Source organism: Sphingomonas edaphi (assembly GCF_003583725.1).
In the GTDB taxonomy this organism is placed as follows: Bacteria; Pseudomonadota; Alphaproteobacteria; order Sphingomonadales; family Sphingomonadaceae; genus Sphingomicrobium; species Sphingomicrobium edaphi.
Window position 1 is genome coordinate 833,640 of sequence record NZ_QXTF01000001.1, and the last position, 26,312, is coordinate 859,951.

The following is a 26,312-nucleotide window of genomic DNA, read 5'->3' on the forward strand; positions in this document are numbered from 1 at the left end:
CGAAACTGTCTAGCGGCTCCGCTCGCGACAAAACAAGGTAAACCGGCCGGCCGGCAACGCAACTTCAACGCTTTGTCGCGTATCGGCATTCACCATGCCAGTCGCGAAGCCGCCCTATTTCCTATCCGCCGCCAGCGCGAAGGCGATCCTGGACGCGGCTGAGCCTGCCGCTCCGCCATCGCCCGAGCTGATCGAATCTACGCGGCGTTGGTTACAAGCGCGAGTGAGAGAGGCCGCAGAACGAGCAAACACAGATCGCATCGTTAAGGCGGACGTGGAGCGGGTGGCGAGAGCCTATCGGCGTTTTCAACGTGTCATCCACAGTCTGCGAAACCATGACGATCCGCCGCCTAAGATTCCAACGTCGAGTGAGGGTGCAACGGCGTGGGACGAATGGATCGACGGCTTTCGCGTCATCCCGTGGGAGCGGGGTCCGCATGAAAGTCGCGATTGGCAGCTAATCGGAGCGTTGCTCGCGCTCTACGAAGTAACGTCCGGAAGGCAGGCGGCTTTCACGCCGAATGGTCCGGCGATGCGCTTCCTGGATGCCGCGTTTGACCACATTAGACCGGCCGCGCCAAGAGGAAAGCGAAGTTACTTCGCGTCCCCCAATCCCGATGCATTGCGACACAAGCTGCCCCGGTTGAGGAAGATCGAGATGCGATCGGCGGCAAAAAGACTCGCAAGGATTTTCGGGAGAATCGATCCGGAATAAAGGCGCTCAGAAATTCGTGAATTGCGCCAATAGTCCGAGCCGTCACGTCCATCGATAATTGCCAAGGTTCAAGCGAACATTGGAGAATTCAAATGGATGCCAGGCAGGAAAACTTCTCCGTTGGGGAGACGGTTCGGCTGTTCGGAATTGGGCGAACGAAGCTCTACGAACTCATTCAAAGCGGCGAAATTGAAGCGATCAAGTTGGGGCGGCGGACGCTGATCCGAGCCGAAAGCGCACGCAGCTTCATCGATAGCCTTCCGCGCGTCGGGCGCGGCGGATGAGCGAGGAAAGGCTAAGGCGACTTATCCGCGAGAGATTGGCCCTCGCGCGGATCGGCATTCCGACCTTCCTGACCTATGGAATCGACAAGTTCGGCAATTGCGAGTGCAGCAAGCCAAGATGCGAACGCGCCGGCAAGCATCCTCGCAAGTCCGGCGCCAATCGCGGCGCGACGGCCGATCCGGCACAGATCAAGCGCGAAACGCGATCCGGCTGGGCCAATGTTGCCCTGCATTGTGGCCTAGCCAATCTTGTCGTCCTGGATATCGATCCGCGCAACGGCGGCTCTGAAACGATCGAGAGGTTGGAAGTTGAATTAGGATCGTTGGAATCGGCCGTCGTCGCCGAAACCGGGGGCGGGGGCGAGCATCGCTACTTCCTCGCCAGCGAAGGCGTCACCTATCCCGCTAGCCTAGGGCCAGGCGTAGATGTGCTGAGCGGGTCAAAGTATCCGATCATTCCGCCAAGCCGCCATAAGTCTGGCACAGACTATCGATGGCGCGAGGGCTGCGATCCGATCGGCGCCCGCTTCTTACTGACGCACTTGCGAGATTCCGTGCTCGATCGCTTCCGCGAAGATGACGAAGAGGACGCAATCCCGATCCAGCCGATCGAGGAAACGGAAGAGGAAATTGCGCGGCTTCGATCGGCATTGGAATTCATCTCCGCTGATTGCCCCCGCGACGAATGGCGCGACCATCTATTCGCGATCAACGCGACCGGCTGGCGATCCGCCGAGGAGCTTGCGCGCGAATGGAGCATGACGGCGCCGCACCGTTGGTCGGAAGATGCGTTCGCTGAGCTATGGGAAAGCGCCGATCCGTCCCGGCCGGGCGGTCGGACGATTGGTAGCATCTATCATTTTGCGAAGCGAAACGGTTGGGTTGATCCTTCGGCCGGATCGCGCCTGGAAACTTTAGGCGATATCGATAATGGGCGGCGCTTTGCCGAGCGCTATCGCGGGAAGTTGATTTTCGATCGTGCCAGCCGGCTTTGGCGCCAATATATCGAGGGCATTTGGCGTGAGTGCGATCGAGGGGAGCATATCGCCGCCGCTAAGGACATTGCAGATACAATCCTGAGGGAAACCGGCGAAAGGTTTGCCGCTAATCCAACCGACGCCAACAAGGCCGCTCATGGCCAGGCGCTTCGTGTCCATCGCTCGGCGCAGCGGGTGCACGCCATGATCGAGTTGGCAGCGGCCGAACCGGGGATGAGCGTTGCCGATCCTTCGGCGTTTGACGCCAATCCCGATTTGCTCGGGATCGAGGGGGGTGTAATCGACCTTCGGACAGGTGAGTGGATCGCCCCGTCGCCTAATCATCGGATCAGCAAATGTGCCGGCGTCTCTTACGATCCGAAGGCTCGCTGTCCTCGCTTCCTTAGCTTCCTGTCTGACATTCTGGGCAGCCAAGAGGAGATTGCATTCGTTCAACGTTTTGCCGGCTACACGCTCACCGGGTCCGTAGATGAAGAGGCGCTGCTTTTCATGCAGGGCCAGGGCGCAAACGGTAAGAGCGTTCTCGCCAATATCCTGTCAGGAGTCCTTGGCGATTATGCTGTGACAGTCGGTTCGGAATTGCTGGCTGTTACCAAGCACGAATCTGAGGCTTCGCGCCTGAAAGTCCTTTTGCGCGGGGCTCGCATGGCCTTGGTCAACGAAGTTGGACAAAACGACACGTTCAACGATCAGCGCGTGAAGGAACTTGTCTCGCGTGAAGTGATATCCGGCCGTTTTCTCTACGGTGAAGCGTTCAACTTCATCCCGACGCACAAGTTTTGGGTGCGCGCCAATCATCGCCCGGCCGTGCTCGATTCGGGCGATGGCATGTGGCGGCGGATCAATCTTCTGGCGTTCAACAGGCAATTCAGCCTGGAAGAGCGCGTCCGCGGCCTCGATCGGAAGCTACTGGAAGACGAAGGCAGCGGCATTTTGAATTGGTGCATCGCCGGCTGCCTGGAATGGCGAAAGTCCGGCCTGAGCGTTCCGCCATCTATCAGGCGCGAAACCGCGCGATATCGCGACGAAACCGATGTTGTCGGTGAATGGATCGAGGCCGAATGCGAACAGGGGCCGGAGCACCGATCAAAGGTCGCGACGATATATGACTCGTATCGAAATTATTTCCACGAAGCGGGCATGTCGCCCAAGTCCCAAGTCGCGTTCACGCGAATGATGGGGACGCGGGGCTTCCGACGAAAGTCCAGCAACGGCAAAGCCTATCTGGAAGGGATTCGCCTTACCCTCTGAAGCGAGTGCGTGAAGGGCGCGTTGATTGGAATTTTCCAGAGCTTTCTAGCTAAGCGAGAATAGAGCAAGGTTTTGGATTTCGATGTTCATGGCGCCCTTCGCGCACTTTCGAGGCGGGGCTAAGCGGACTCCGGCACAAAATATGACAAAGCGGCTCAGCGCCCCCGCCTTCTACCTTGATGTTGAGGAAGGGACCCGGAGCCTGTTGCGAGCGGACTTGATTCCGGCTTACGTCGGCTCATGTCAGACCATCGAAACTATATTCTTGAGGCATTGGCGAAAGCGCGAACGCGCTCGTCTTGGAACGATCGCCTGAGTCATTGGGAACGCCCGCCGAGCGACAATGAAGAAGCACAGATTCAACGAGCGGCGAATGCCGCAACCGCATTAGTTAGCGCCAGCCCGATACTGACTGCCGAGGGCGTCACGATCCGGCCGCAAGGAAGTTACTTCAACAATACAAATGTTCGTCTGGAAGCGGACATGGACCTTCGGGTGCAACTTCCTGGCATTTATGTCGACTATGCATCAAGCGTAGATCAAGCGGCCGCATATAGCGCAGAAGGGTATTCGGCCACTGGCCGGACCTTCACCGAGATCAGCACGATCGTTCGAGACGAGCTAGCAGCCAAGTGCCGGGCGAAGTTTGGAGCGGACAAGGTTTCCGTGGGCGGCAAAGCTGTGACGGTTGAAGGACTCAGCGGCAGTCGCGCGGACGTTGACCTGGTGCCGGCATTTCACCTGCATTGGATCGAAAACAATGGCCTTGGCGGCTATCATGTCACAAAGGGCGTCGCCATCATCGCTGCGAACGGCGCGGTGACGGAGAATTTTCCCGATCAACATCACACAAACGGTAAGGCCAAACGAACGAGGACGGCCCACCGGTTCAAAAAAATTGTTCGCATGGCGAAGCGGCTAAACTGCGAACTCGCTGATAATAATGAGACGCCAAAGAGGCTGCCGTCATTCTTGATTGAATGTCTGATCTACTGCGTCGAAGACGTTTATTTCCTTCAACCAGACGATGATCGCTATGATCGGTTGTTACGCGTCCTTCGCCGAGCGCGCGACCTATTACTCGACCCCGAGTGGCACACAACCGCAACCGAGATCAACGAGATCAAGTTCCTATTTCATGTGACGCAAGCGTGGACGTTAAGCGACGCGCGCACTTTCATTGCCGCTGCGATCGCCCGACTGGAGGCCTAACGTGTGGCAACTCATATCTCGGCCGAAACAAGTAACTATACTGGTGGCGCTCACAGTCATCGTGATCTTGGCGATGCAAGCTGCCGCTGATCTGTGGGGTAGCCAAACGCCGCCGCTCTACAAAACAGTGTCACTTGTTGCGTTCGTTGTGGGCACCGTCTTCGCGATGATCGCAAATCTAGTGTGGCGTTGGTTCTGGCGGCGCTTTCCGATCCTAAACAAATGGCTATTTCCTGACCTAAACGGCCGGTGGATAGGAACGCTTCAATCCACATGGGCTGATCCGGCAACCGGTAGCTCCCCTGGCCCGATATCGACAGAGGTGACGGTTCGACAAACTCTGTTTGATGTGAGCGTGAAAATGAAGACTGGCGAGTCCTGCTCATATTCAGCGCGGGTAATTCCAGAAGCTGAGCCGCAGGCCGATCGCTACCGGCTTTGGTATTCCTACGACAACAGGCCGGTCGCGAGTGTGCAACATCGCTCTACCCCTCATGAGGGGGTGGCATGGCTGGAGATCGCCCTCGCCGATGATCCTAACCAACTGACGGGACAGTATTACACATCACGAAAAACAACTGGCGATATCAAGGTAATGCGGGACGTTTAATCGTCCAACACCCCACAGAATCCGGCGGAACAGCCGAGCAAATATTAGGCGGTTCGTAGCTCATCAAGATAGTCCGACCACCATTGAGCCATGGCCACGCGCTCCGCCCAATGTGCTCCACGATGATATGCGCCGCGCACGCCGTCACTCGCCTTGTGGGCGAGTGCGCGTTCGATAGCATCCGGGTTCCACTTGCCGCTTTCATTCAACAGCGTGCTCGCCATTGCGCGAAAGCCGTGGGCCGTCATCTCGTCGCCGGAATAGCCTAGCCGCCGAAGAGCCGCGTTGATCGTATTTTCCGACATTGGCCGATCGCCCGGATAGAGCGATGCGAAGACGTAGCGATGCCGGCCGGTCAGAGCTTTGGCTGCACGGAAAATCTCGATCGCTTGGCGCGAAAGCGGGACCATGTGCGGCTGGCGCATCTTCATCTTGGACGCGGCGATTTTCCACACGCCCTTGTCCAGGTCGATTTCCGACCATTCGGCCTGCCTCAGTTCCCCCGGCCGGACGAAGACATGAGGCGCCAGCTTCAGCGCTAACTGAGTCATTGGCTGGCCGTCATAGCCGTCGATCGCGCGAAGTAGCGCCCCGACTCCCTTGGCATTCAGGATCGCGGCATGATGCGTCGCCATTGGCGCCACAAGCGCGCCGCGCAAAGCGGCGGCCGGATCGGCTGAAGCGCGGGCCGTCGAAACGGCATAGCGGAACACGCGACTGGCGAATGAGCGCATCCGACGGGCCGTTTCCAAATGTCCGCGAGCTTCAACTTTCTTCAGCGCGGCCAGAAGTTCGACCGGGCTGATTTCATCGACCGGCCGCGATCCAAGGGCCGGCTCCAATAGCGATAGCAGCCAACGCGCCTTGCCGATCGTGACGGCCGCCCGACCTTCGCGTTCCGATTTGTCGATATATTCGTCGGCAACCGCTTTGAATGAAGTCGCTGCCTTCAGCGTCGCGCCCAGCCGATCGAGCCGCTTCTTTTCCGAAGGATCAACGCCAGCCGCGATCAGCTTGCGGGCTTCCGCTCCGCTTTCGCGCGCATCCTTCAGCGAAACGTCGGGATAGCGGCCAAGCGACAGCTTCTTTTCCTTGCCGGCGATACGGTATTTGAGCCGCCACAGCTTGCCGCCCGACGGCTGGACTAGAAGGAATAAGCCTCGCTCATCGGACAGCTTAACGGGTTTCGGGCCAGGCTTGGCAGCGCGGATCGCAATGTCGTTCAAGGGCATTTGGGGGCCACTCCGGAAGCACATTTCAAAATGGCCCCCACTTTGGCCCCCAATGATGCCCGGTCGCGGGCGAATAGAGGCGGACGGCAGCGACCGATTGCTTCCATTTTATCTCAGATTTCAGGGATTTTTTCAACTGTTGGCGGCTATCCGCGAACAGGAAAATGGTGCCCAGGAGAGGACTCGAACCTCCACGCCGTTTCCAGCGCCGCCACCTGAAGACGGTGCGTCTACCAATTCCGCCACCTGGGCACAGGGGTTGTTCAGCCGGTAGGCCGCGGCGCTTAGAGGGGGGCAACCGGTCCTGTCAACAGCATCATGTCCCACTTCATGTCCCGGCCTCTTTTTTATCCGGCACATACTCCAGCAGGTCGGCCGGCTGGCAGTCCAGCTGCTCGCAGATTGCGTCGAGCGTGGCGAAGCGGATACCTTTCACCTTGCCCGATTTCAGCAGCGACAGATTGGCCTCGGTGATGCCGATGGCTTCGGCCAGTTCCTTAGACCGCACCTTTCGGAGGGCCAGCATTACATCGAGGCGTACGACGATCGCCATGTCAGACGATCTCCTTGAGCTCGGCATCGAGCTCGGCGGCTTCTTCCAGCATGCGGGCGACCAAGAATAGCACCAGCGCCGCAATAATGAAGAAAATCTCGAGCAGGTCGAACGCCAGCGCGATCCGGCCATGATCGGGCGCGGCGAGCAGGACCGATGCGGCCATCGGTAGCAGTGTCTGTGCAAGCGCTGCCAGTAGCAGCCAGAAAGCGAAAGACCGAAAGGCCGCAGCCACCAGCCTTGTGAACCGCTCGCCCCGGCCGAGCAACCGGAGCATCTGAGCCAGCCGCCAGAGCGAGATCGCGAAGAGAATGACCGCAACATCGGCAGCGAACGCCGGCACCGGCGCGCCGCTCCCGACTGGGCGACTCTCCACCCTTATTCCCGGACCCAGGTCAATTCCGAGCCGGGCGATGCCATAGGCGCCCACCATTAGGACGAGCAGGCCGAGGACGGCGATGCGCAGTCGGGCGGCGGAATTTTGAAGAGAAGCTTTTTGCATATCTTGACTTATTATTGTTCTTCGATAATTTATTAAGCATCACATAAACGGGAATAAGAATCAATGATGATACGCAAACCCATGATCATTTCCGCCACCTTCGCCTTGCTGTCGGTGATGCCGGTAACCACCGCCTGCGCCCAAGAACTGCCGACACCAAAGATCAGCTGGACTGCGCAGCAGGCGCCGGTCCCGTTCGAGCTTTTTCGCGGTAACCGCGTCGTGGTGCGTGGCAGCATCAACGGTCACGCCGAGGAATTCATCCTCGACACAGGGGCCAGCGCGACGACGATCGACCGCTCCTATGCGAAATCAATCGGCCTGCCGCCGGGCACGAAAGTCGAAGGGCGCGGCGCCGGCGGCCCCATCGAGGCCGAGATCGTTCCCAACGTTACCCTGGAAATCGGCGGAATGCGGTTCGAGGGCTTAACCGTCGCGGTGATGGACTTGCAGCCGGTAGCGCAGGCGATCGGGCGTCCGATGCCGGTCATCGTCGGCGGCGAACTGTTCAACAATGCCGCGGTCAGCATCGATTGGGATGCGCGGACACTGACGTTTGCGCCATCGGGAGAGTTCGTGCCAACCCCTGACGCCCGTGAGGTCAAGCTGACCCGCAAGGGACCTTTCCACTATGTCGATGTGTCCGTCGCCGGGCTTTCCGTCACCAGCGCGCTGTTCGACCTCGGCAATGGCGGGACCATCTCGCTCCCCAGTGACTATTGGACGAAGCAGGAAGCACTAACGAAGTTGCCTTATGCGGATTCGCAGCGCGGGGGCGTCGGCGGGATGCGGCCCGCCCGCGCGGTGACTCTGCCGACCGCGACGTTCGGCGGGAAAACGTTCCGCGACGTCCCGGCGATCCTGGGTCCCGACAGCGAAAATAAGGAAGCGGCTCACGACAGCAATGTTGGCATCGGCCTGTTGCGGCAGTTCAAGGTCACACTCGACCTTGGCCAGTCGCGCCTCTTCCTGACGCCCCTGGCCTCCCCACCGGCATTCCAGCGCGATCGAGCAGGGGTGATGGGGCACCGGACCGACGGCGGCCTGAAAGCCAGGTTCGTTTCGCCGCAGGGCCCAGCCTACAAGGCAGGCCTGCGCACCGACGACATGATCGTCAGCGTCAATGGCGCGAGGACGGACGCGGCATTCTTCAAGTCGGACCAGCTGAATTGGGCGCAGGGCGCGCCGGGAACTCCGGTTGAATTGGCGCTGGCCGATGGCCGGGTATTGCGTTTTGCCCTGGTCGACTATTTCTAGGGCCGTCCGGCCTTGTCAGGAGCCGGGAGTTGCCGCAATTGGCCAGGTCAATCGCAGCAAGCTCCCGGATGACTGACATGGCTTCTTCCACCACCCCGCGCCTCGTGACCGTCTTCGGCGGCGGCGGATTTATCGGCCGCTATGTGGTCGAGGCCCTGCTTAAGGCGGGCGCTCGCGTTCGCGTAGCGGAGCGGGATCCGCGCAAGGCCTGGTACCTGCAGCCGCTCGGCAGCGTCGGCCAGTTTGCGGCGGTCGCTGCGGACCTCCGCCGTCCAGAGACCGTGCGCCGTGCCCTCGAAGGCGCCAATGCGGTCATCAACTTAGTCGGAGTATTCGACGGTGACCTCGACGCCATCCACGTCGAAGGAGCGAAGCACGCGGCCGCTGAAGCCGCCGCGACCGGCGCGTCCGCCTTTGTCCAGGTGAGCGCGATCGGCGCCGACCAGGCCAGCGAATCGAACTATGGCCGCACAAAGGGCCTGGGCGAACAGGCGGTGCGCGATGCTTTCCCGAATGCGACGATTATCCGACCCAGCGTAGTGTTCGGGCCAGAGGACGAGTTCACCAATCGCTTCGCGTCGATAGCGAGATTCCCCTTCCTCCCGGTCATCGCACCCGACCGGAATTTCCAGCCGCTGTTCGCGCGCGACCTTGGCCGGGCCATTGCGGCCGCGGCGCTGGACCCCAAGGCTCACGGCGGTAAAACCTATGAGCTTGCCGGTCCGGACGTCATGTCCATGCGCGACATCAACCGGCGTGTCGCCGAAATGGCCGGCCACCGGCCCGAGATCGTCGATGTGCCCGATTTCGCGGCGAATGGCCTTTCGATGCTGGGCTTCCTGCCGGGCGCGCCGCTGACCCGCGACCAATGGATCATGTTGCAGAAAGACAATGTCGCTTCCGGCAGCCTGCCGGGGTTCAAGGACTTCGGGATCGTACCGACGTCGCTCGACGCCGCGGCGCCGGAATGGCTCGGCCGCTTCCGCAAGGGTGGCCGCTTCGCCCCCCGCGCCACCTGATTAACCGCAAGTAGCGAGAAAAGCGTGCCCATCCTCCTGCTCGTCATCATCCTCGGCATCGTCGAGGGCCTGACCGAATATCTCCCCGTCTCTTCCACGGGTCACCTAATCCTCGCCACGGAACTGCTGGGCTATGACGCGGACAAGTGGGCGCTGTTCAACATCGCCATCCAGCCAGGCGCGATCCTTGCCATCGTTGTCCTCTACTGGCGGACCTTCATCGACGTCCTCATCGGCCTGTCGAAGCGCGATCCGTCGTCCTTCGCCTTCGTCCGCAACCTGCTGGTCGCTTTCATCCCGGCCGTGGTAATCGGTCTGGCCATCGGCGATTATATCGAGCTGTTGCTTGGCAATGCGATCGTCGTCGCCTGGTCGCTGATCATCGGCGGCTTCGCCATTTTGCTAATCGAGCGGGTTGCCAAACCAACCGATCATGGCGGTGTCGCCAATGTCACCTTCCGTCACTCGGTCGGCATCGGCCTGATCCAGTGTCTGGCGATGATTCCGGGCGTTAGTCGATCCGGCGCGACCATCCTGGGCGCGATGGCGATGGGCGTCGACCGCAAGACGGCGGCCGAATTCAGCTTCTTCCTGGCAGTCCCGACGCTGACCGGCGCAACCGCCCTCCAACTTTACAAGCATGGAGCGACAATGGAGCCCGGAATGACGGCCTGGATCCTGCTCGGTAGCTTGGTGTCTTTCATCGTCGCGGTCGTGGTCGTGAAGGCGTTTGTCGCGATCATCCAGCGCTACGGCTTCGCGCCATTCGCTTGGTACCGCATCGTCGCGGGGTCAGCGGCGCTAGTCTGGCTTGCACTGCGCTAATTCAAGCCATTGACGAATAAGCGATAATCGCCATCCTACAGGGCGACTCGCCTGGAGAGATGTGATGCGCGACCTGCTTGTTGCCCTGCCGATCCTGCTTGTTGCCGCCCCTGCCTATGCTGCGCCCGCACCTGCGCCACAGCTTCCGCCTGAGTTCAGCGATCCCGCCATGGCCGACAAGCTAGGCCGCGCTGCCGGCGTCCTGACCCGCTCACTGATGGACCTCCCGATCGGCGAGATGGAAGCCGCGCTGGAAGGTCGTCCAGTAACCGCTGCCGACCGCTCGCGCCGGGTCCGCGACAGCGTCAACGACCCCTATCTCGAGCAGCGGGTCGCCACCGTAGCGGCGCAATCCGGACGCACCATGCAATCGGCGACCAAGACGCTTGTCTCCTCGTTGCCGGCCATCATGGGCGCCTTGGGGCAAATAGAGGAGCAGCTGGAGCGGGCCGTCGCGAACCTGCCAGACCCGACCTACCCCCGCCGGTAAATTTTTGTTTGCGCGCGGTGGACTAGCCCCGCCCGCTCGCTAAAGCTGCCCCTCCCATGTGGCAGCTGTTCCAATTCCCCCTTTGCCCCTTTTCCCGCAAGGTCCGCCTCGTGCTTGGCGAAAAAGGCGTGGCGCACGAGCTGGTGCGTGAGAATCCGTGGGAACGACGCGACGAGTTCATCGACCTTAATCCAGCGGGCGAGACGCCTGTACTGGTCGACAGCAACGCGGGCGTTACCTTGATCGGTAGCCAGCCGATCGTCGAGTATTTTGAAGAGACCGTCGACAAGATGCCGATGATCCACGGCAATGCCGCCGCGCGGGCTGAAATTCGCCGGCTGACCGAATGGTTCGACGAGAAATTATTCCGGGAAGTGGTCGAGCCGCTGATGCACGAGCGAATGCGGAAACGGCTGGTCAGCCGTGAATCGCCCGATACGCGCGTCCTTCGCGAAGCGATGCGGATCGCCAATGGTCACCTCGATTATCTTGATTACCTGCTCGACCACCGCCGCTGGGTGGCCGGCGCGGGGTTGAGCCTCGCCGACTTCGCGGCGGCGGCACACCTCAGCGTGATCGATTATCTCGGTGCTCTGGACTGGCGCGGGCATAAACAGACCAAGGACTGGTATGCCGTCATGAAGTCACGCCCTGCGTTCCGGCCCTTGCTCGGGGAACGTATGGAAGTCATTGTTCCTCCGTCGCACTACGACAAAGTTGATTTTTAAGACGCGGGCTTCACCAACGCGGCGAAGCGCGCCCTTCAAAATTCTCCGGAAGGAAATTTCCAGCGGCAAGCCGGCCAGCATCGGCTACAGCTCTTCCGGTGGCGGCATGTCCGAATATTTCGGCGGGGGCGGCTAGGGTGTCAGGCCCGAGTCGCGGCTATAAGGTAATTTAGCTTCGTATCTTCACTGAGATGGAGCCCGCGCGTCGGGCTGATCGCGATTCCCTCCACATCGACGACCTGCATTCCAGCTTGGGCCAGCAGGCCGCGCATCGCCTCGGGGTAAATGAACTTGTCGAAATCGTGGGTGCCCTTGGGAATTTGGCCAAACCCTTCCGCTAGCGTGATGGTCAGCAGTTTTGACCAAGCCGTCCTGTTGGGCGTCGAAAGGATCAGCAGCCCGTCGGGCTTTACCCGATCCGCCAGCGCGCTGATGAACGCCTGCGGGTCGGCAACATGCTCGATCACCTCCATTGAGGTGACGAGATCATATTGGCCGCCGAGCGCCTCGACGCCGCAGGCTCGGTAGTCGATCGCCAGCCCCGCACCCGAAGCATGGGTGCGCGCGGCCTCGATCAGCTCCGGCGCGGCGTCGACCGCCGTCACTTGGGCACCTAGGCGCGCCAACGGCTCCGCCAGTAGGCCGGCACCGCAGCCGACATCCAGCGCAGACTTCCCTTCGAGCGGGCGGAAGCCATGCTCGTCGGCCTGCCAATGCTGGTCAATCATGTCGCGGACGTAGGCTAGCCGTACGGGATTCAGTTTGTGGAGCATCGCCGACGCACCATTCGGGTCCCACCAATCGGCTGCCATTGCGCCGAAATGCTCGGCTTCGCGATCAACGATGCTTGTCTTGGCCATGCCGCCTTCCTAACAGGACGCGGCCATTTCAGCCAAGGACCCGCATTGCCTCGCATCGTCATGAAATTCGGGGGAACGTCGATGGCCGGGATCGAGCGGATTCGCTCCGTCGCCGCCCGCGTCAAGCGAGAGGTAGAGGCTGGCAACCAGGTACTCGTAGTAGTTTCCGCCATGGCGGGCGAGACCGACCGTCTGGTGCAGCTATGCCGCGAAGCCGCCGCGCTCCACGACCCGAAGGAATACGATGTCGTCGTCGCCAGCGGGGAGCAAGTGACCGCGGGCCTGCTGGCGATGACCTTGCAGAATATGGGCGTGAGGGCGCGCAGCTTCATGGGCTGGCAACTCGTCCGCGCGTCCGGGATCCATGGCAATGCTCGTGTCGATGCCATCGAAGGCGCCATGCTGGACGAAGCGCTGAACGGATCTACCGTCGCGGTCATTCCCGGGTTCCAAGGCGTTAGCGAGGACGGCCGCGTGGCCACATTGGGCCGGGGCGGGTCGGACACGTCAGCAGTTGCGATCGCCGCCGGGGTCAAGGCCGACCGATGTGACATCTACACAGACGTCGACGGCGTCTACACGACCGACCCGCGCATCGTCCCGAGGGCGCGCAAGCTGACCCGGATTACGTTCGAGGAAATGCTGGAACTGGCTGGGGTCGGTGCGAAGGTGCTGCAAGTACGCAGCGTAGGCCTTGCCATGCGTGAGAATATGCCGCTGCGCGTACTGACCGCATTCGACGATTTGCCCGGGACCGAGATCGTCCCGGAACTGGGGGAAGAGGATATGGAACGAAACGCGATTGCCGGCATCGCGGCGGATCGCAACGAGGCGCGCATCACGCTAACCGGTATTGCCGACAAGCCCGGCACGGTCGCGTCGGTGATGGGACCGCTAGCTGCCTCTGGAATCCACGTTGACATGATCGTCCACGCCGCCACCGTTGGCGCCGGTTCAAGCGACCTAACCTTTACCGTTCCGCGCGCGTCGCTGGCTCAGGCGGTCAGCGCCATTGAATCGAGCGGGGCCGTTGGTAACGGCCGCATCCTGACCGACGACAAGGTCGCCAAGGTTTCGATCGTCGGCGTCGGCATCCGATCCAACCCGGAGCTCGCAGCGAAAATGTTCGACACGCTCGCCGAGCGTTCCATCAACCTGCTCGCGGTCAGTGCGAGCGAAATCAAGGTCAGCGTGCTGGTCGCCGAAGAGGAAATGGAGCTCTCCGTGCGCGTTCTCCACACGGCCTTCGGGCTCGATGCGCCCCAGGGAGAAGCAGCATGAGCGGCGAAGGCATGATCGCGGAAACCCGGAGTGTCCACGGCGATGCCGGAATGATCCGCCTGAAGGATTTGATGCAGCGCGGCACCGATTTCCTCGGCACCGAGTGGGCGATCCTAGGTGGAGCGATGAGCTGGATCAGTGAACGGCACCTCGTCGCCGCGATCAGCAATGCCGGCGGCTTCGGGGTCATTGCCTGCGGCGCCATGAGCCCGGAACTGCTCGATGCCGAAATCGCCGCCACGAAGGAGCGCACGGCCAAGCCGTTTGGCGTAAACCTCATCACCATGCATCCGCAGCTTAATGAACTGATCGACGTCTGCGCCAAGAATGACGTCGGCCATGTCGTGCTGGCCGGCGGTTTGCCACCGGGTGGCGCAATAGAGCGGATCAAGGCTAGCGGCGCCCGGCTGATCGCCTTCGCGCCTGCGCTTGCGCTGGCCAAGAAGCTGATCCGGTCCGGCGCGGACGCGCTGGTTATCGAGGGCATGGAAGCGGGAGGCCACATTGGCCCGGTGTCGACCAGCGTCCTGGCGCAGGAAATCCTGCCGCATGTGGCGGCCGACATTCCGGTTTTTGTGGCTGGCGGGATCGGTCGGGGCGAGGCGATCGCCGCCTATCTGGAAATGGGCGCGGTCGGCGTCCAGCTCGGCACCCGCTTCGTCTGCGCCCACGAATGCATCGCGCACGAGAATTTCAAAAAGGCCTTCTTGCGCGCTTCCGCCCGGGACGCCATCCCCTCGGTGCAGATTGACCCCCGCCTACCCGTCATTCCGGTCCGCGCACTTAAGAACCGCGAGATGGAGAATTTCGCCGCGAAGCAGCGCGAGGTCGCGCAAAAGCTGGACGACGGCTCAATCGAAATGGCCGAGGCGCAGCTCCAGATCGAACATTATTGGGCTGGGGCGCTCCGCCGCGCAGTGATCGACGGCGACGTCGAAAGTGGCAGCGTCATGGCCGGCCAGTCAGTCGGCATGGTCAAACGGGAAGAGCCCGTTCAGGCCATCATCGACGAACTGGTGGAAGAAGCCGCGGCCGCGTTGGGCAGCCGCGGCTGACACTTCTCAGTTAGAACCGCACGGGAACCCGTATTCCGGCTACCATGCTTGGCGCATCCTCGGTCAGGCCGATGCCCACGGTCGAGATGATTGAAATCCGGTCCGTGAGAGCGAAAGTTCCGCCAAGGTTCACGAGCCCGATGTTGGCCTGGCTGCCGACGATGATCTGCTCGTCTTCGCCGGCGGGCCTGATCCTCGCTCGGTTCACGAAACGCTGCGAGTAGGACATGCTGAGGCTGGACCTCTCGTTAAGTGCAAAGGCCACGCCGGCGCCGATCTGGATGGCATCGCCCATCTTCACCGTGCCCGGCTGTTCGTCCTCGGCTTCATCAATGTCATCGAACTTGCGTTTGAAGTTCCGGAAATAGGTCGCGCTGCCGAACACAACGAGGGGGTCGATCGTCTTCAGCGCCGATACGCCAAGCGACGCGCCCCAAACGCCGCTGCCCGTCGACAGGTCGGTCGGAATGACAAGATTTCCTTCGCTGCCTTCGACCTCGACGACTTCCACGCCGAACGGATGTTTGCCCGTCGGCGCCTTCACCCGCGCGGTGAAAACCACGTCGGGGCGGCCGGGGGTTTCCTTCAAGATGCGATAGCTGGCACCGACACTGATATCGCCAAGCCCATGGTCCTTGACGCTTTTTTCGGTCAGACTCGTTGCCGCCCCGCCGGCGCCACCCGACTGGAAGTTGGAATAGCGGTAGAGGTACGGCACGTTGACATCGAACTGGAGGCGGTCGGTGAGACCGTAACGCGCCGTCAGGTCGGCCGTGATGATATGCGCCCGGAGCTGGTCGATGCTGATCCTTCCAAGGAAAATCGAATCCAGCGCCAGAAATCCGTTCAGGTTGATCCGGGCATTGTCGAAATAGGAATAGGTCAGGCCTGCCTCCAGGCTGAAGCGTCGTCCGGTGATGCCCTGTTGTTGTAGCGTGACGTCCTCGACCGCGGCAGTTGGAGCCGGCGCCTTACGGTCTGGCTCCCCTCCTTCACCACCTGCGTCCTGGGCAAGAACAACCGTTTCTCCGAACCGCACCGCAGACAGCGAAGAGTTTGCGCCCATGCCGCGCATGTCCGCGGTTTGCGTATCACTGAGCCGCGACTGCTCGAGAGCCTGCAGCCGCGCCTCCAACGCATCGAGCTTGCGCAACGCTTCAGACTCGCGCGCCTTCAATGCCTCCACCTGTGCACGAAGCGCATCGACCTCGTCCGCGGGCGCGGCCAATGAAGGGCTTGCCACCATCGCGCCGGCCGCCAAGAGACTGGCCAGCTTCCAGTTCGTTACTACCTTCGACATTTCCCCCTCCTTCTCCACTCTACAAAAGGTTGCCACCTCTTAGGGGTTGAACAGCATCCACAGGGTCGCGACGTCCGGATCGCCGGTGGGCTGAAGCTTGGATGATCGCTGGAATTGGAGCAGGGCGGTCTTCAATGCGGGGGTAAGCCGCCCATCGTCCGGCCCTTGGTAAAGCCCCTTTTGCTTCAGGGCTCTTTGCGCGCGCTGTACGACCGACGCGTAAATGCGTGGGCTATCGGCGCGGGCGGCGATGGGGACACGTTGCGACGGCTCAGTCAGGCGAGTTGGTTGCAGTGATACCACCAGCCGCTGCACAGTCGTCACCAGCCGCTCCTTCGGCGTCTTCTCGCAATTCTTCGCGATCATTAGTGCGAACGCCGGCCCATCTTGCCACGGCGAGAGATCGTAGGTGTTCTGCTCGTAGCGGTTGGCCGCCGTGAGATAGCCTTCGATAAATCCGAACATCCGACCGAATTCCTTCGACCCGGACGTGCGCGCCGCATTGTATTGGGCGCAGGTCGCCCCTCCGGACCCTTCCACGGCGAATTGGCCCGTCCTAGTATCGGCGTAGGCGGGGACCGACAGAAGGGCTGCAATCGAAAGCCCAAATCCTGGCAAATATCGGGTCATGACTTTCCCCCAAGAAGCTCAAGATCCTCTTAGAAACCGTTCATTTTCATTGCCGAAATCGCCTGATCAACGCGAATAGTATCGAGTTGCCGCGTGGTGTCGACACCAATCACCACCGAGGTGACGTTCATCACATCGTTGTTGTTGCTGTTGAGCACCGTTTCCTGCGCAATCCGGCCCAGCATGCTGTCAACTCCCTGGCGCACGCTGTCCGACCCTTGGCCACTGGTGAGGCCCAAGCCGACGCCCGGCGCGCCGACGATGAAGTCGATCCGGTCACCATCACTAAAGCCTTGCGTGACCGATCCGCTTACCTCCTGCATACCCGACGGTTGCTGCTGCGTGACCAGTGCTGCGGGCACTACCGCGATCGTCATAGCATTCCGCGACTGGTTGTCGGCGCCCGCAATAACATTCGACTGGAAGACGCCGTCGACCCCGTTCAGGGACGAGACGGGAACCAGCCCGTTCGAGCCGACTAGAGCGACATAGCCACCCTGCGCGGACTCCCCGAAACTCGCGACATCGAGGCTCGGGTCGCCTTCGCGCGTCCAGCTGATCAGCAGCTGCGGCGTTCCGCTACCGCCTGCCCCGTTGGCGAACCCAACGTTGAATAGCAGGTTTGCCGTCGTTGTGATCCCGTCCGCGCCCTGCCAGCTCGTCGTCATCTGGATGCCGAAGTAGGAAATGGCCTCGGGCGTGATGAACTTGCCGCGCATCTCGGCCAGCGCGTCGTCGGACAGTTTTGCGCCGACAGCTTCGAGCCCGCTGAGCGATGCGGTTTCGGCCGACGCAACGGTCGCGGCAGGAAGCAGGCCCGCGAAGGTTAGGGAGAATAGCGCGAACGAGCACGCATGCTTGCCCCCCGAGAAACTGCATCGTTGTTTTGAAGGGAACGGTAGCATCTTAACCTCCCTAAAGCCTGAAGCTGAACGCCGGGCCGAAGCCGAACTCCGCGGCGTCGGCGTTGAAGACAGGGGACCGCTCACCGAACAGGCGCCTTGCGGACAGGGGCGGCGGCGGATTGAGAAGGACGGTGTCGGGATTGAATCCCTTGCCGGTCATGACGAACACTACCTTGTTCCAGGCCTGTTCGAATTGGGCGCGGCTCATCACCCGGTTGCCTAGCGCGGGATCACCAACGTGGACGAAGTTGGAATCCGCTTTGCGGATTACCACGAAATGTTTGTAGCCGCGCAGGTTGAGGAGCGCGATCGCGGGCACTTTCAGATCGCGCAGCGCGTCATACTCAACCTGGTATCCCTCGGCGGCCATTCCGACCGCCCGGGCGTAATGTTTCATGTCCAAAAGTGAAAAGCCCTTTTCCCGGACTAGGTCGGGATCAGCAACCTTCAGCATGTTGACGAGCACCTGCCGCTCGGTCGTCCGTTTGCCGTAGGCGTATTTGAAGATGGTCGCCATCGCGGCCGCGCCGCAGCTGAAGTCCGTTTGCTGGCGAACCAGGCTGTCGAATTTCAGTTCCTTCCAGCTTTTGAGCGCGACGGTTTGCGTGGGAGCGCCTTGGCTGACCTGGCCCATCCATAGCTGAGCAGGACCCGCGGGCGCCGTCGTGCATCCGGCAGCGACGCCCAACAGGGCGGCGCTTGCGGCCTCGCGGAACAGGCTGGGTCGGGAAGAAATGGTCGCCACGCTGAACTCCAAAAAGGCTGGAGGGGGCCGGTTGACCCCCTCCAGAAGTCGTCACTCAGTCGCCAGTGCTCGTGCTGGCAATGGTCAGCGCGTTGATCTGCTGGTTGCCGACGCCGGCGGCCAGGTTGACGCCGATGTTGCCGGTCGATGCGGCATCGATCGTCAATCCACCCACGACATTGTTGCCAGTGCTGGCTTCGATGTCGGAGTTCATTGCGCTCTGCAGTAGTCCGGCGTTCGCTTCAGCCAGGGCGGAATTGGTGGCGACCGCGATCGTCATCAAATTGGCTTGCTGGTTGAATGCGCCCGCTGCCGCGTTGACGCCAATGTTGCCGCTACCAGCGACCGAACCGCCCGCGACGCGATTGGCAACATTGCTGCCATCATCATCATCGTAATCGCCGTTAAAGCGGTGGTTGCCGTGATGACCGTCGCGGTCCTTTTCGGGATCGTAGGTCAGGTCGTTCAACGATTGGACGGCCGTGGTGGTGGCCTCAGCCCAACCGCCGCTCGAATCGTCATGGTCATCCCAACCCCCGCCGCGACGCGACGCTTCGTCGTCATTGGCCAGATATTCGGACACCGCGATGACGGCCGAGTTCATCTGTTGGTTGAGCGTGCCGGCCGCGAGGTTGGCGCCAATGTTGCCGGTTCCGCCGATTTCAAATTCGCGGACGCGATTATCGCCGGCAGCTTCGACATCGAGATCGTCGAGCATCTGGGCCGGGTCGTTGATGGCAACGGCCGAGCTGTCGACTCGGATCTCGCCCTTCAGCTCGACCTCGCCTTCCAGCTTGACGTCCTTGCGATATTCGACGTCGCTGTCGATGTCCGAATTCACGTAGGAATCATAATCGACTTCGATGTCGAGCGATGGATCGTTTCCGCCGCCGCTCCAGAAATCCTGCGCGAGCGCAGGAGCGGCAACGGTCAGGGCGGCCGTTCCGACCGCGGCCAGAAGAATATTCCTTTTCATCGATTTCCTCCTTCAAGCGTCATGGATTGCCCCCGGCCGACATGTTCAGCGCGAAGGTATTGGCGGAGCTGTTGCGCTCGCCCCCGATGAGGTTGACCTGGATCAGTCCTTGGCTGCCCTCAAACGCGTCCGGCGCAAGTTTTGCGACGTCGTTGGGGGCGGAAGGCTGGCCAGATCCACCGACCGGCTGTGTCGAGGAGCGCGTCTGGGACAGCTGCAAATCGCTGACCGTGCGCCCCTCAAGTCCTGTTGCAATGATGGCGATGTTGGCCTCTTGGTTTGCGCTGCCGGCTGCGACGTTGACGCTGATCGCGCCGCGCATGCCGGCGAAGGCACCACTTTCAATGACGGCGAATGTCGCTCGATCGCCCGACGTTCCGCCTTGATGCTGGTGGACTGTGCTCGCGCCGCCCGCCATCTGGCCATTGGCGACCACGAGCGTTCCGAGTTGCTGATTTCCATTGCCGCTGGCGATATTGACGGCGATCCGCCCCTCGCCCTGGCTTGGGGTGTCCCCGCTGACGATCGCGACGTCCATCGGTTCGGCCACAGCGACAGGGGTGGCATCCTGCGCGAAAGCCGACGTACCGATTGAGGCGGCGACCGCCACCAGGCTAGCAACTGGCAGCTGACGACTTGCACGGGGGATGTTGCGCGCCATGTCAGCGGGGACCTGCAAGAGCATTGGAGACGGAGGAGAGCGCCGAAGTGACTTGCGATACGGCGCCACCAACAGCACCGCCCACCATGCCGCTGGATCGCTCGACCAAGCCCGCTCCTTGCGCCGGCTGACCCGGTTGGCCCAAACCGGCCACGGACCAGCCCTCGGTCGCACTCGTTGGAGCACCGAAAACTTGTCGGATAGGAGCGCTGACGGCGCTTTGCTGCTCGTCGGTCAGGGGCTTTAGGCCAATGCCCGTCGCGGTCATGATCAATTCGTCCGGCCCGGCATCAACAAAGTTGGGCTGGCCCGGCTCGCCTGGCAGGTGCGCCTGGCGATGGGGAACGTCACGAATGTAGATCACGGCTCCAGCGGGCGGCTCGCTGACGGCCGCTCCTGCCACCGGGGACGACAGCGCGGTTAAAGACGCTCCGATCGCTACCAGCTGAAATCGGACTGTCCTTGCGGACAAGCGTTTCGAATCCGCGAAATGCGGTCTTCTGACCACGTCAGCTACCCTCCAATTCACCAGGGCCCTGTTCGGTGCGCCGCGATCATCAACAATGACTTTCGCGAGTCGGTCAGCCGATAGTCCAGCAACCCTGGTGCGGAGCATTACAGCGAGTCGCGTTCCGCCGCGTCATTAACATTGATTAAGTTTTATTGATGAAGGACAGCGCGATTTAGCGAAGCCGGTACCCGGACAATTTCCGCTGCAAGTCCTGCATATTGTTGACGCCCAGCTTTTCGTAGATGTGCCGGAAGTGCGTCCTCACGGTGTTGATCGAGAGATGATGGCAATCGGCAATTGCCTGCGGAGTTAGTCCGCGCAAACACTCCCCAAGTACCTGGCTTTCAGTATTTGTAAGGTCGAATACATCTCTGAACTCAATCCATTCGGATGATTGTTCAAGAGATGCTCTCTGGATAGTTAGCGCGAAGAGGGATTCTCCCGCAGCCGCCTCAAGGGTCGAGGACCGGCATATCCAGTGACCGTCGTCGTGACGCATGGGAAAGACCTCGGTCATCAGACCGGACGTTCGCGGTTGGTGAAGACGACGGAACCGAGCCTGGTATCGGGTGTCGATCGGCTGGATAATTCCGGATACTGCTCGGAAATCTCGATCCTCGCCAATGATCCGGCGAAGCGACTGGCCGCAATTGACCAACTGTCCTGCAGCATTCAGCAGAGCTCTCGCTCTTCCGTCGAGCGCCTCCCAGCAAGATAGGGTCGCCGGGTTCTGCTGCACCAGTTCGACATGCAGGTCCGGGGATGGCGAAAGCTGGCCGAACCGCAGCGCGCTGACGTTGGATGGCCGCGTTTCGACCGTCTCGACTGCAAGCACGCCGACCAAAATAGCCCCCTTTTGACGATACTAACTTTAGTTAAGGGTGACCGCCGTCCGGCTCGCTGTCTACCGGGTCAAGCACTCCCCGTGAGTTACCCCCCGATTCTACCCCCGTTAAATATACGTGTTTTATATTAATTTAACGTTTGGGGAGTGGAACAATAGCTATCCGTGCTCTGAAGTGGTATTCAGGCCATTGGCCGGGTGTCCGGCCGGGGGACTGAACAGGGCGGATCCCCACTGCCCGCTTGTAGAGTGTGGGGGAGATATGTCGTTTAAAGGCGACGGGGCCGAGCCCACGCTTACGCCCCGCGAACAGGAGATACTTGAACTCGTAGCCAAGGGATTGTCCGCAAAGGAAATTGCCGGCCAGATCGGCATAGCCCCGCGCACAGTTGAGGGACACATCGACTCGGTACGGTTGAAGGTCAGGGCCCGAAACAAGGCCCATATGGTCACACAGGCTGTGCTTTCCGGCGCCCTCAGTATTGGGCCTGGCGGAGTCAACGTGAATCACAGTGAGGGCAAGGCCGTTACGCCCAACCTAGGCGAGTAGCCATGCTCGCCAGTGCGCCGGGCTCGGCGGCGCCAATCCACCGAATGAAGTGCGGAGCCGCGTGACATTCGCGCATCCGATCTGTTAGCGCTTGTCCATGCCGCTGACCGCCGCCGCTTCCGCCCGCGAAATCCTCACGGGTCTCCACGAGATCATGGCCAAGCGCGGCTCGGCACAAGCCAAGCTCGATAAAGTCGTCGACCTGATCGCCGACGCGATGCAGAGCGAGGTCTGCTCGATCTATCTGCTTCGCGACAACGCACTTGAACTGTCTGCGACCCATGGCCTCCGCCAGGAAGCCGTCCATGTCACCCGCCTGTCAATGGGCGAGGGTCTTGTCGGCACCATTGCCGAGGAAGGCCGGGTCCTGAATCTCGCCGAGGCGGCATCGCATCCTAGCTTTGCCTATCGTCCGGAAACGGGGGAAGAGCGGTTCCACAGCTTTGCAGGCGTGCCGATCATTCGGCGCGAGCAGGCGATCGGCGTTCTCGCCGTCCAACATGCCGAGCCGCGCCGCTACGACGATGTCGAAATCGAAGCGATGCAGACGGTGGCGATGGTGCTTTCCGAATTGCTCGCCAGCGCCCGACTGGTCGACGGCTCCCGCTCGGGCCGCCGTGATGCGGGTATGCAGCGCATGGTCGGCCTCAAACTGGTCGCCGGCATGGGGCGCGGTGTCGCCGTCTTCCACCAGCCGCGCGTCGTCGTCGAGCATACAGTCGCCGAAGACACCGAGGCCGAGCGTGCCCGCGTTTATTCCGCCTTCCGCCGGATGCGCGAGCAGATCGACAATATGACTCGCGAGGCCGAGTTCGGCACGGCGGGCGAACACAACGAGATCCTCGAGACCTACAAAATGTTCGCCTATGACGAGGGCTGGTCGCGGCGCATCAACGAGGCGATCGACAGTGGCCTGACCGCTGAAGCGGCGATCGAGAGGGTCCAGCAGCGCACCCGAGCGCGGATGCAGGATATCGACGATCCGATCCTCAAGGAGCGGATGCACGACTTGGAGGACCTATCCAACCGTTTGTTGCGGATCGTGTCGGGCCGAATGGGCACCGCGGCCCAAACCGGGTTGTCCAAGGACGCCATTCTCATCGCCCGGAACCTGGGTCCGGCCGAACTTCTCGAATATGATCGCCGCCGGCTGAAGGGCGTGGTGCTGGAAGAAGGCTCACTGACCGCGCACGTCACCATCGTCGCGCGGGCCATGGGAGTGCCGGTCGTCGGTCGCGTCGCGGACTTCCGCCACATTGCCAATGAAGGCGACACCATCCTGGTCGATGGCGACACTGGCGCTGTGATAGTCCGCCCCAGCCGGCCAATCTCCAACGCGTTCGACCAGCGCATGGCGATGAGCCAGAAGCGCCGCGCCGAATATGCAACTCTCAAGAACCTTCCAGCTGAGACAAGGGACGGCGAGCGGCTGACTCTGATGGTCAATGCTGGTCTCGCCGAAGACGCCTCAATGCTGGAAGTCGCCGGCGCCGATGGCATCGGCCTTTTCCGAACCGAATTCCAGTTCCTTGTCGCCGCCACGCTGCCGGGGCGAGAAAGCCAGCTCAAGCTATATAAAAGCGTCCTCGATGCCGCGGGAGATAAGCCAGTCGTGTTCCGCACGGTCGACATCGGCGGCGACAAGGCGCTCCCCTATCTCAGCGACGAAAAGGACGAGAGCGAGAACCCAGCGATGGGCTGGCGCGCGCTGCGCCTCAGTCTCGAACGCAAAGCGCTCATGAAGGCGCAAGCGCGCGCGCTAGTGGAGGCATCGGCGGGCAAGGTGCTGCGCGTTATGTTCCCGATGGTCTCCGAGCCTTGGGAATATGAGGAAGCGCGCGCCCTGTTCGAGGAACAAATCGAGTGGGCGCAGGGTGCGAAGAGGCCCCTTCCCGCCCGCATCGAATTCGGCGCTATGCTAGAGGTGCCAAGCCTGGCCGAGATGCTCGACCTGCTGCTTCCACGCATCGATTTCCTGTCCATCGGGACAAACGATCTTACGCAGTTCCTGTTCGCCGCCGACCGCTCCGACCCGCGTCTCGCCGACCGCTACGACTGGCTTAGCCCAGCGATCCTGCGCTTCCTCCGCAGGGTTACGGCCCAGGCAAATGCCGCCGGCGTCCCGGTCCGCGTCTGCGGCGAGATGGCGGGACGCCCGCTCGAGGCACTGGCCCTCATGGGCATCGGTATCGAAAGCTTCTCGATCACGCCCGCCGCAGTGGGACCTGTAAAGGCGATGATACGCTCCGTCGATGCGAGGGCGGTCCGCACCAAGGTCGAGGCGCTGCTCGTAAAGCCGCCCGCCAACATGCGAAAGTCACTGCATGACTGGGCGAAGCGGAACGGCGTGGCGCTAGGATAATCGAAACGAACCGCGCGGTTGACAGGGCGGCACCGCCCCTCGACAACGGGCGCAAAGAGCCAGTCCGGCGTTGGGGAGTAGGATGGACGAAACCGAATCTGACACGGTCGCGATGACGGTCGGCCAGCGCTTGCGCGAAGCCCGCGAGGCAAAGGGCCTGTCGATCGAGGATATCGCCGCCTCGACCCGGATTCCGACCCGCCACTTGGCTAGCCTCGAAACCAGCGAATGGGACAAGCTTCCCGCCGCGACCTATTCGATCGGCTTCGCCAAGAATTACGCAGGCGCCGTCGGCCTCGACCGCGGTGAAATCGGCGAGCAGCTTCGCGCCGAAATGGGCGGCAGCGCCCGCGCCACGACGATCTACCCCGAAGTTTATGAGGCGGTCGATCCGGCGCGCACCATGCCCAAGGGCCTCGTGTTCGGCGCGCTTGGCCTCCTCGCACTGGTTGTCGTCGGCCTCACCTGGTTCAGCAACCGCTCGCTCGAAAGCGACGTCGCCGCGCAAGAAAACGCCATCGCCGCCATCGACAATGGCGTTGCGCCCGCGCCTGTCACGCCGCCGGCCGTAGGCGGCGCGGTGCTCCTCACCGCTAACGAACCCGTCTGGATCCAAGTCAAGGACGGCGACGCCGTGCTTAAGCAGGGCGAGCTTGCTGCCGGCCAAAGCTATGAAGTTCCCGCCAACGCGACCGCGCCAGTCCTGACCACCGGCAAGCCCGAAGCGCTGCGCATTTCGGTTGGCACGGCGGATGCGCCGGCCGTCGGGCCGGCGGGCCAGCGCGTTTCCGGCGTAAGCCTGCTTGGGGCAGACCTGCTTCGCCCGGCGTCAGCCCCTGCAACAGCATCCGCAGCAGCAGCTGAACCCCGTTCCGCTCCCGCAGGCCGCCCGGCGCCGACCCGCTCGGCCGCGCCTGCTGCCGCAGAGCCCGCGACCACCCCCGCTAGCGCGCCAACAGAGGTGCCCGCGGCGACCAACACTACCGCCGGAATGGAATAATTCATCGGCTGGACATGCACGCTTCGCCAGTCTTGCCCCATATCGAAGGAATCTGAGGAACATCATGCGTTTTCGTGCCGCACTGCCTGTCGTTGCCATCGCCGCCCTCGCTATGTCGCCCGCGGCGGCGCAGAAGCGCCCGACTCCGGAACAACGCATCGACCGCCTCGAAAAGCAGACGCGGCAACTCCAGAAGCGCGTTTTCCCCCGCGGCGAGCCGGCCGACACGGCAGGCTTCAGCGACGATCCGGCGGCAACCCAGTCGTCCGTGAGCGCGCTCAACAACCGCATTGACGCGGTGGAGCGGCAGCTGGCCGATATCCTGCGCCAAGCTGAAGAGAACGGAAATCGCGTCGGCACAATGGAGGCCGAGGTGGCTCGTCTTCGCGCCGAGCTCGACAACCGCCTGCGCGCCGTCGAAGCCGGCACCGCTTCGGGCGGAGCGACCGTGGCCGAACCGCAGGATGAAGCCGACGTCCCGCCCCCGCCCTCGCGTCCCAAGGTTGAAACCGGCGGCAATATTGCAGCGCCGAAGCTTCCCTCGGCGACCGGCAATGCCGACGCCGATGCGGAGGCCGCATATGACGTCGGCTACCAGCAATGGACTGCCGGCCGGTATGACCAGGCGATTGCCACGCTTCAGGCGATGGCCAAGAAATATCCAAGCCACCGCCGCGCCAGCTGGGCCTACAACCTCGCCGGCCGCGCCATGCTCGACAAGGGCCAGCCCCGCGCGGCCGCCGAGGCGCTGCTTGCGAACTATCGCCGCGATCCGAAGGGCGAGCGTGCGCAGGACAGCCTCTTCTACCTCGGCCAGTCGCTCGTGAAGCTCGGCCAGCCCGGGCAGGCCTGCAAGGCCTATGCGGAACTGGAGGATGTCTACGGTTCCTCGCTCCGGGCCCCACTTAGGGCGTCGCTCCCGAACGCCAAGGCCGAGGCGAAGTGCGGCTGATGCC

28 protein-coding genes and 1 tRNA gene are annotated in these 26,312 nt (G+C 61.9%); 16 read left to right on the plus strand and 13 right to left on the minus strand.

Annotation, left to right across the window (positions count from 1 at the left end):
* Positions 1-94: 94 nt before the first annotated feature.
* The 5 genes from D3M59_RS04275 (at position 95) to D3M59_RS04295 (ending at position 5,070) form a co-directional block, all read left to right on the plus strand.
* Positions 95-715 (plus strand): hypothetical protein, encoded by a 621-nt coding sequence (locus D3M59_RS04275; RefSeq protein ID WP_119531887.1) that lies wholly within the window; start codon positions 95-97, stop codon positions 713-715.
* Positions 716-807: 92 nt separating this feature from the next.
* Entirely contained in the window at positions 808-999 is a 192-nt protein-coding gene (locus D3M59_RS04280) for a helix-turn-helix domain-containing protein (RefSeq protein WP_119531889.1), read from the plus strand.
* Positions 1,000-1,034: 35 nt separating this feature from the next.
* Complete coding sequence (locus D3M59_RS04285) at positions 1,035-3,248, plus strand: phage/plasmid primase, P4 family (RefSeq protein ID WP_158581944.1); 2,214 nt, start codon at positions 1,035-1,037, stop codon at positions 3,246-3,248.
* Between the two features lie 240 nt (positions 3,249-3,488).
* Positions 3,489-4,460, plus strand: coding sequence for a nucleotidyltransferase family protein (locus D3M59_RS04290; protein WP_119531893.1), 972 nt, complete (start codon positions 3,489-3,491; stop codon positions 4,458-4,460).
* A 43-nt stretch (positions 4,461-4,503) separates the two neighbouring features.
* Complete coding sequence (locus tag D3M59_RS04295; RefSeq protein WP_147416695.1) at positions 4,504-5,070, plus strand: Cap15 family cyclic dinucleotide receptor domain-containing protein; 567 nt, start codon at positions 4,504-4,506, stop codon at positions 5,068-5,070.
* 44 nt (positions 5,071-5,114) lie between these two features.
* On the opposite strand, the gene D3M59_RS04300 is transcribed toward D3M59_RS04295, so the two are convergent.
* The 4 genes from D3M59_RS04300 to D3M59_RS04315 all read right to left on the minus strand — a co-directional run bounded on the left by D3M59_RS04300 (position 5,115) and on the right by D3M59_RS04315 (position 7,357).
* The gene (locus tag D3M59_RS04300) at positions 5,115-6,302 is read right to left on the minus strand and encodes a tyrosine-type recombinase/integrase (protein WP_119531897.1); all 1,188 of its coding nucleotides are present in this window, start codon (positions 6,300-6,302) and stop codon (positions 5,115-5,117) included.
* 165 nt (positions 6,303-6,467) lie between these two features.
* A tRNA-Leu gene (locus tag D3M59_RS04305) sits at positions 6,468-6,554 on the minus strand.
* Positions 6,555-6,630: 76 nt separating this feature from the next.
* Positions 6,631-6,855, minus strand: coding sequence for a helix-turn-helix domain-containing protein (locus D3M59_RS04310; protein WP_119531899.1), 225 nt, complete (start codon positions 6,853-6,855; stop codon positions 6,631-6,633).
* Position 6,856: 1 nt separating this feature from the next.
* Positions 6,857-7,357 carry a DUF2975 domain-containing protein gene (locus D3M59_RS04315; RefSeq protein WP_119531901.1) on the minus strand — a complete coding sequence of 167 codons (501 nt, stop codon included), beginning with the start codon at positions 7,355-7,357 and terminating at the stop codon, positions 6,857-6,859.
* 66 nt (positions 7,358-7,423) lie between these two features.
* Between D3M59_RS04315 and D3M59_RS04320 the strand changes: the two genes are divergently transcribed.
* From D3M59_RS04320 to D3M59_RS04340, 5 genes are all read left to right on the plus strand, one after another.
* Positions 7,424-8,614: an aspartyl protease family protein gene (locus tag D3M59_RS04320; RefSeq protein ID WP_158581945.1), complete on the plus strand. Its 1,191-nt coding sequence runs from the start codon at positions 7,424-7,426 to the stop codon at positions 8,612-8,614.
* A gap of 68 nt (positions 8,615-8,682) precedes the next feature.
* Positions 8,683-9,633 (plus strand): complex I NDUFA9 subunit family protein, encoded by a 951-nt coding sequence (locus D3M59_RS04325; RefSeq protein ID WP_233543128.1) that lies wholly within the window; start codon positions 8,683-8,685, stop codon positions 9,631-9,633.
* 24 nt (positions 9,634-9,657) lie between these two features.
* Positions 9,658-10,458 carry an undecaprenyl-diphosphate phosphatase gene (locus tag D3M59_RS04330; protein WP_119531905.1) on the plus strand — a complete coding sequence of 267 codons (801 nt, stop codon included), beginning with the start codon at positions 9,658-9,660 and terminating at the stop codon, positions 10,456-10,458.
* Positions 10,459-10,522: 64 nt separating this feature from the next.
* Entirely contained in the window at positions 10,523-10,948 is a 426-nt protein-coding gene (locus D3M59_RS04335; RefSeq protein WP_119531907.1) for a hypothetical protein, read from the plus strand.
* A 56-nt stretch (positions 10,949-11,004) separates the two neighbouring features.
* Positions 11,005-11,676: a glutathione S-transferase family protein gene (locus D3M59_RS04340; protein WP_119531909.1), complete on the plus strand. Its 672-nt coding sequence runs from the start codon at positions 11,005-11,007 to the stop codon at positions 11,674-11,676.
* A gap of 140 nt (positions 11,677-11,816) precedes the next feature.
* Here the strand turns inward: D3M59_RS04340 and ubiG are convergent, their stop codons facing one another.
* Positions 11,817-12,536, minus strand: coding sequence for a bifunctional 2-polyprenyl-6-hydroxyphenol methylase/3-demethylubiquinol 3-O-methyltransferase UbiG (gene ubiG / locus D3M59_RS04345; RefSeq protein ID WP_119531912.1), 720 nt, complete (start codon positions 12,534-12,536; stop codon positions 11,817-11,819).
* Positions 12,537-12,581: 45 nt separating this feature from the next.
* Here ubiG and D3M59_RS04350 point away from each other — a divergent pair, with 45 nt between their 5' ends.
* A complete protein-coding gene (locus D3M59_RS04350) occupies positions 12,582-13,817 on the plus strand; it encodes an aspartate kinase (protein WP_119531914.1) in 1,236 nt (411 codons plus the stop codon).
* Positions 13,818-13,867: 50 nt separating this feature from the next.
* Positions 13,868-14,872, plus strand: coding sequence for an NAD(P)H-dependent flavin oxidoreductase (locus D3M59_RS04355; RefSeq protein WP_119532868.1), 1,005 nt, complete (start codon positions 13,868-13,870; stop codon positions 14,870-14,872).
* Between the two features lie 10 nt (positions 14,873-14,882).
* Here the strand turns inward: D3M59_RS04355 and D3M59_RS04360 are convergent, their stop codons facing one another.
* The 8 genes from D3M59_RS04360 to D3M59_RS04395 all read right to left on the minus strand — a co-directional run bounded on the left by D3M59_RS04360 (position 14,883) and on the right by D3M59_RS04395 (position 21,435).
* Positions 14,883-16,172 (minus strand): hypothetical protein, encoded by a 1,290-nt coding sequence (locus tag D3M59_RS04360; protein ID WP_119531916.1) that lies wholly within the window; start codon positions 16,170-16,172, stop codon positions 14,883-14,885.
* Between the two features lie 39 nt (positions 16,173-16,211).
* On the minus strand, positions 16,212-16,802 hold the full coding sequence (locus tag D3M59_RS04365; RefSeq protein ID WP_119531918.1) for a peptidoglycan-binding domain-containing protein: 591 nt from the start codon (positions 16,800-16,802) through the stop codon (positions 16,212-16,214).
* Positions 16,803-16,831: 29 nt separating this feature from the next.
* Positions 16,832-17,707: a hypothetical protein gene (locus tag D3M59_RS04370; RefSeq protein ID WP_119531920.1), complete on the minus strand. Its 876-nt coding sequence runs from the start codon at positions 17,705-17,707 to the stop codon at positions 16,832-16,834.
* A 10-nt stretch (positions 17,708-17,717) separates the two neighbouring features.
* Positions 17,718-18,452 carry a C39 family peptidase gene (locus D3M59_RS04375; protein ID WP_119531922.1) on the minus strand — a complete coding sequence of 245 codons (735 nt, stop codon included), beginning with the start codon at positions 18,450-18,452 and terminating at the stop codon, positions 17,718-17,720.
* A gap of 55 nt (positions 18,453-18,507) precedes the next feature.
* Complete coding sequence (locus D3M59_RS04380; RefSeq protein WP_119531924.1) at positions 18,508-19,428, minus strand: hypothetical protein; 921 nt, start codon at positions 19,426-19,428, stop codon at positions 18,508-18,510.
* A 19-nt stretch (positions 19,429-19,447) separates the two neighbouring features.
* A complete protein-coding gene (locus D3M59_RS04385) occupies positions 19,448-20,038 on the minus strand; it encodes a hypothetical protein (RefSeq protein ID WP_147416696.1) in 591 nt (196 codons plus the stop codon).
* 52 nt (positions 20,039-20,090) lie between these two features.
* Entirely contained in the window at positions 20,091-20,453 is a 363-nt protein-coding gene (locus tag D3M59_RS04390; protein ID WP_147416697.1) for a hypothetical protein, read from the minus strand.
* A 319-nt stretch (positions 20,454-20,772) separates the two neighbouring features.
* Positions 20,773-21,435: a helix-turn-helix transcriptional regulator gene (locus D3M59_RS04395; RefSeq protein WP_119531930.1), complete on the minus strand. Its 663-nt coding sequence runs from the start codon at positions 21,433-21,435 to the stop codon at positions 20,773-20,775.
* Positions 21,436-21,706: 271 nt separating this feature from the next.
* Between D3M59_RS04395 and D3M59_RS04400 the strand changes: the two genes are divergently transcribed.
* The 4 genes from D3M59_RS04400 to D3M59_RS04415 all read left to right on the plus strand — a co-directional run bounded on the left by D3M59_RS04400 (position 21,707) and on the right by D3M59_RS04415 (position 26,308).
* Positions 21,707-21,994 carry a helix-turn-helix domain-containing protein gene (locus D3M59_RS04400; RefSeq protein ID WP_119531932.1) on the plus strand — a complete coding sequence of 96 codons (288 nt, stop codon included), beginning with the start codon at positions 21,707-21,709 and terminating at the stop codon, positions 21,992-21,994.
* A 97-nt stretch (positions 21,995-22,091) separates the two neighbouring features.
* Positions 22,092-24,356 carry a phosphoenolpyruvate--protein phosphotransferase gene (ptsP, locus tag D3M59_RS04405; protein ID WP_119531934.1) on the plus strand — a complete coding sequence of 755 codons (2,265 nt, stop codon included), beginning with the start codon at positions 22,092-22,094 and terminating at the stop codon, positions 24,354-24,356.
* A gap of 82 nt (positions 24,357-24,438) precedes the next feature.
* On the plus strand, positions 24,439-25,356 hold the full coding sequence (locus D3M59_RS04410; RefSeq protein ID WP_119531936.1) for a helix-turn-helix domain-containing protein: 918 nt from the start codon (positions 24,439-24,441) through the stop codon (positions 25,354-25,356).
* A gap of 64 nt (positions 25,357-25,420) precedes the next feature.
* Entirely contained in the window at positions 25,421-26,308 is an 888-nt protein-coding gene (locus D3M59_RS04415; protein ID WP_119531938.1) for a tetratricopeptide repeat protein, read from the plus strand.
* The last annotated feature ends 4 nt before the right edge of the window (positions 26,309-26,312 follow it).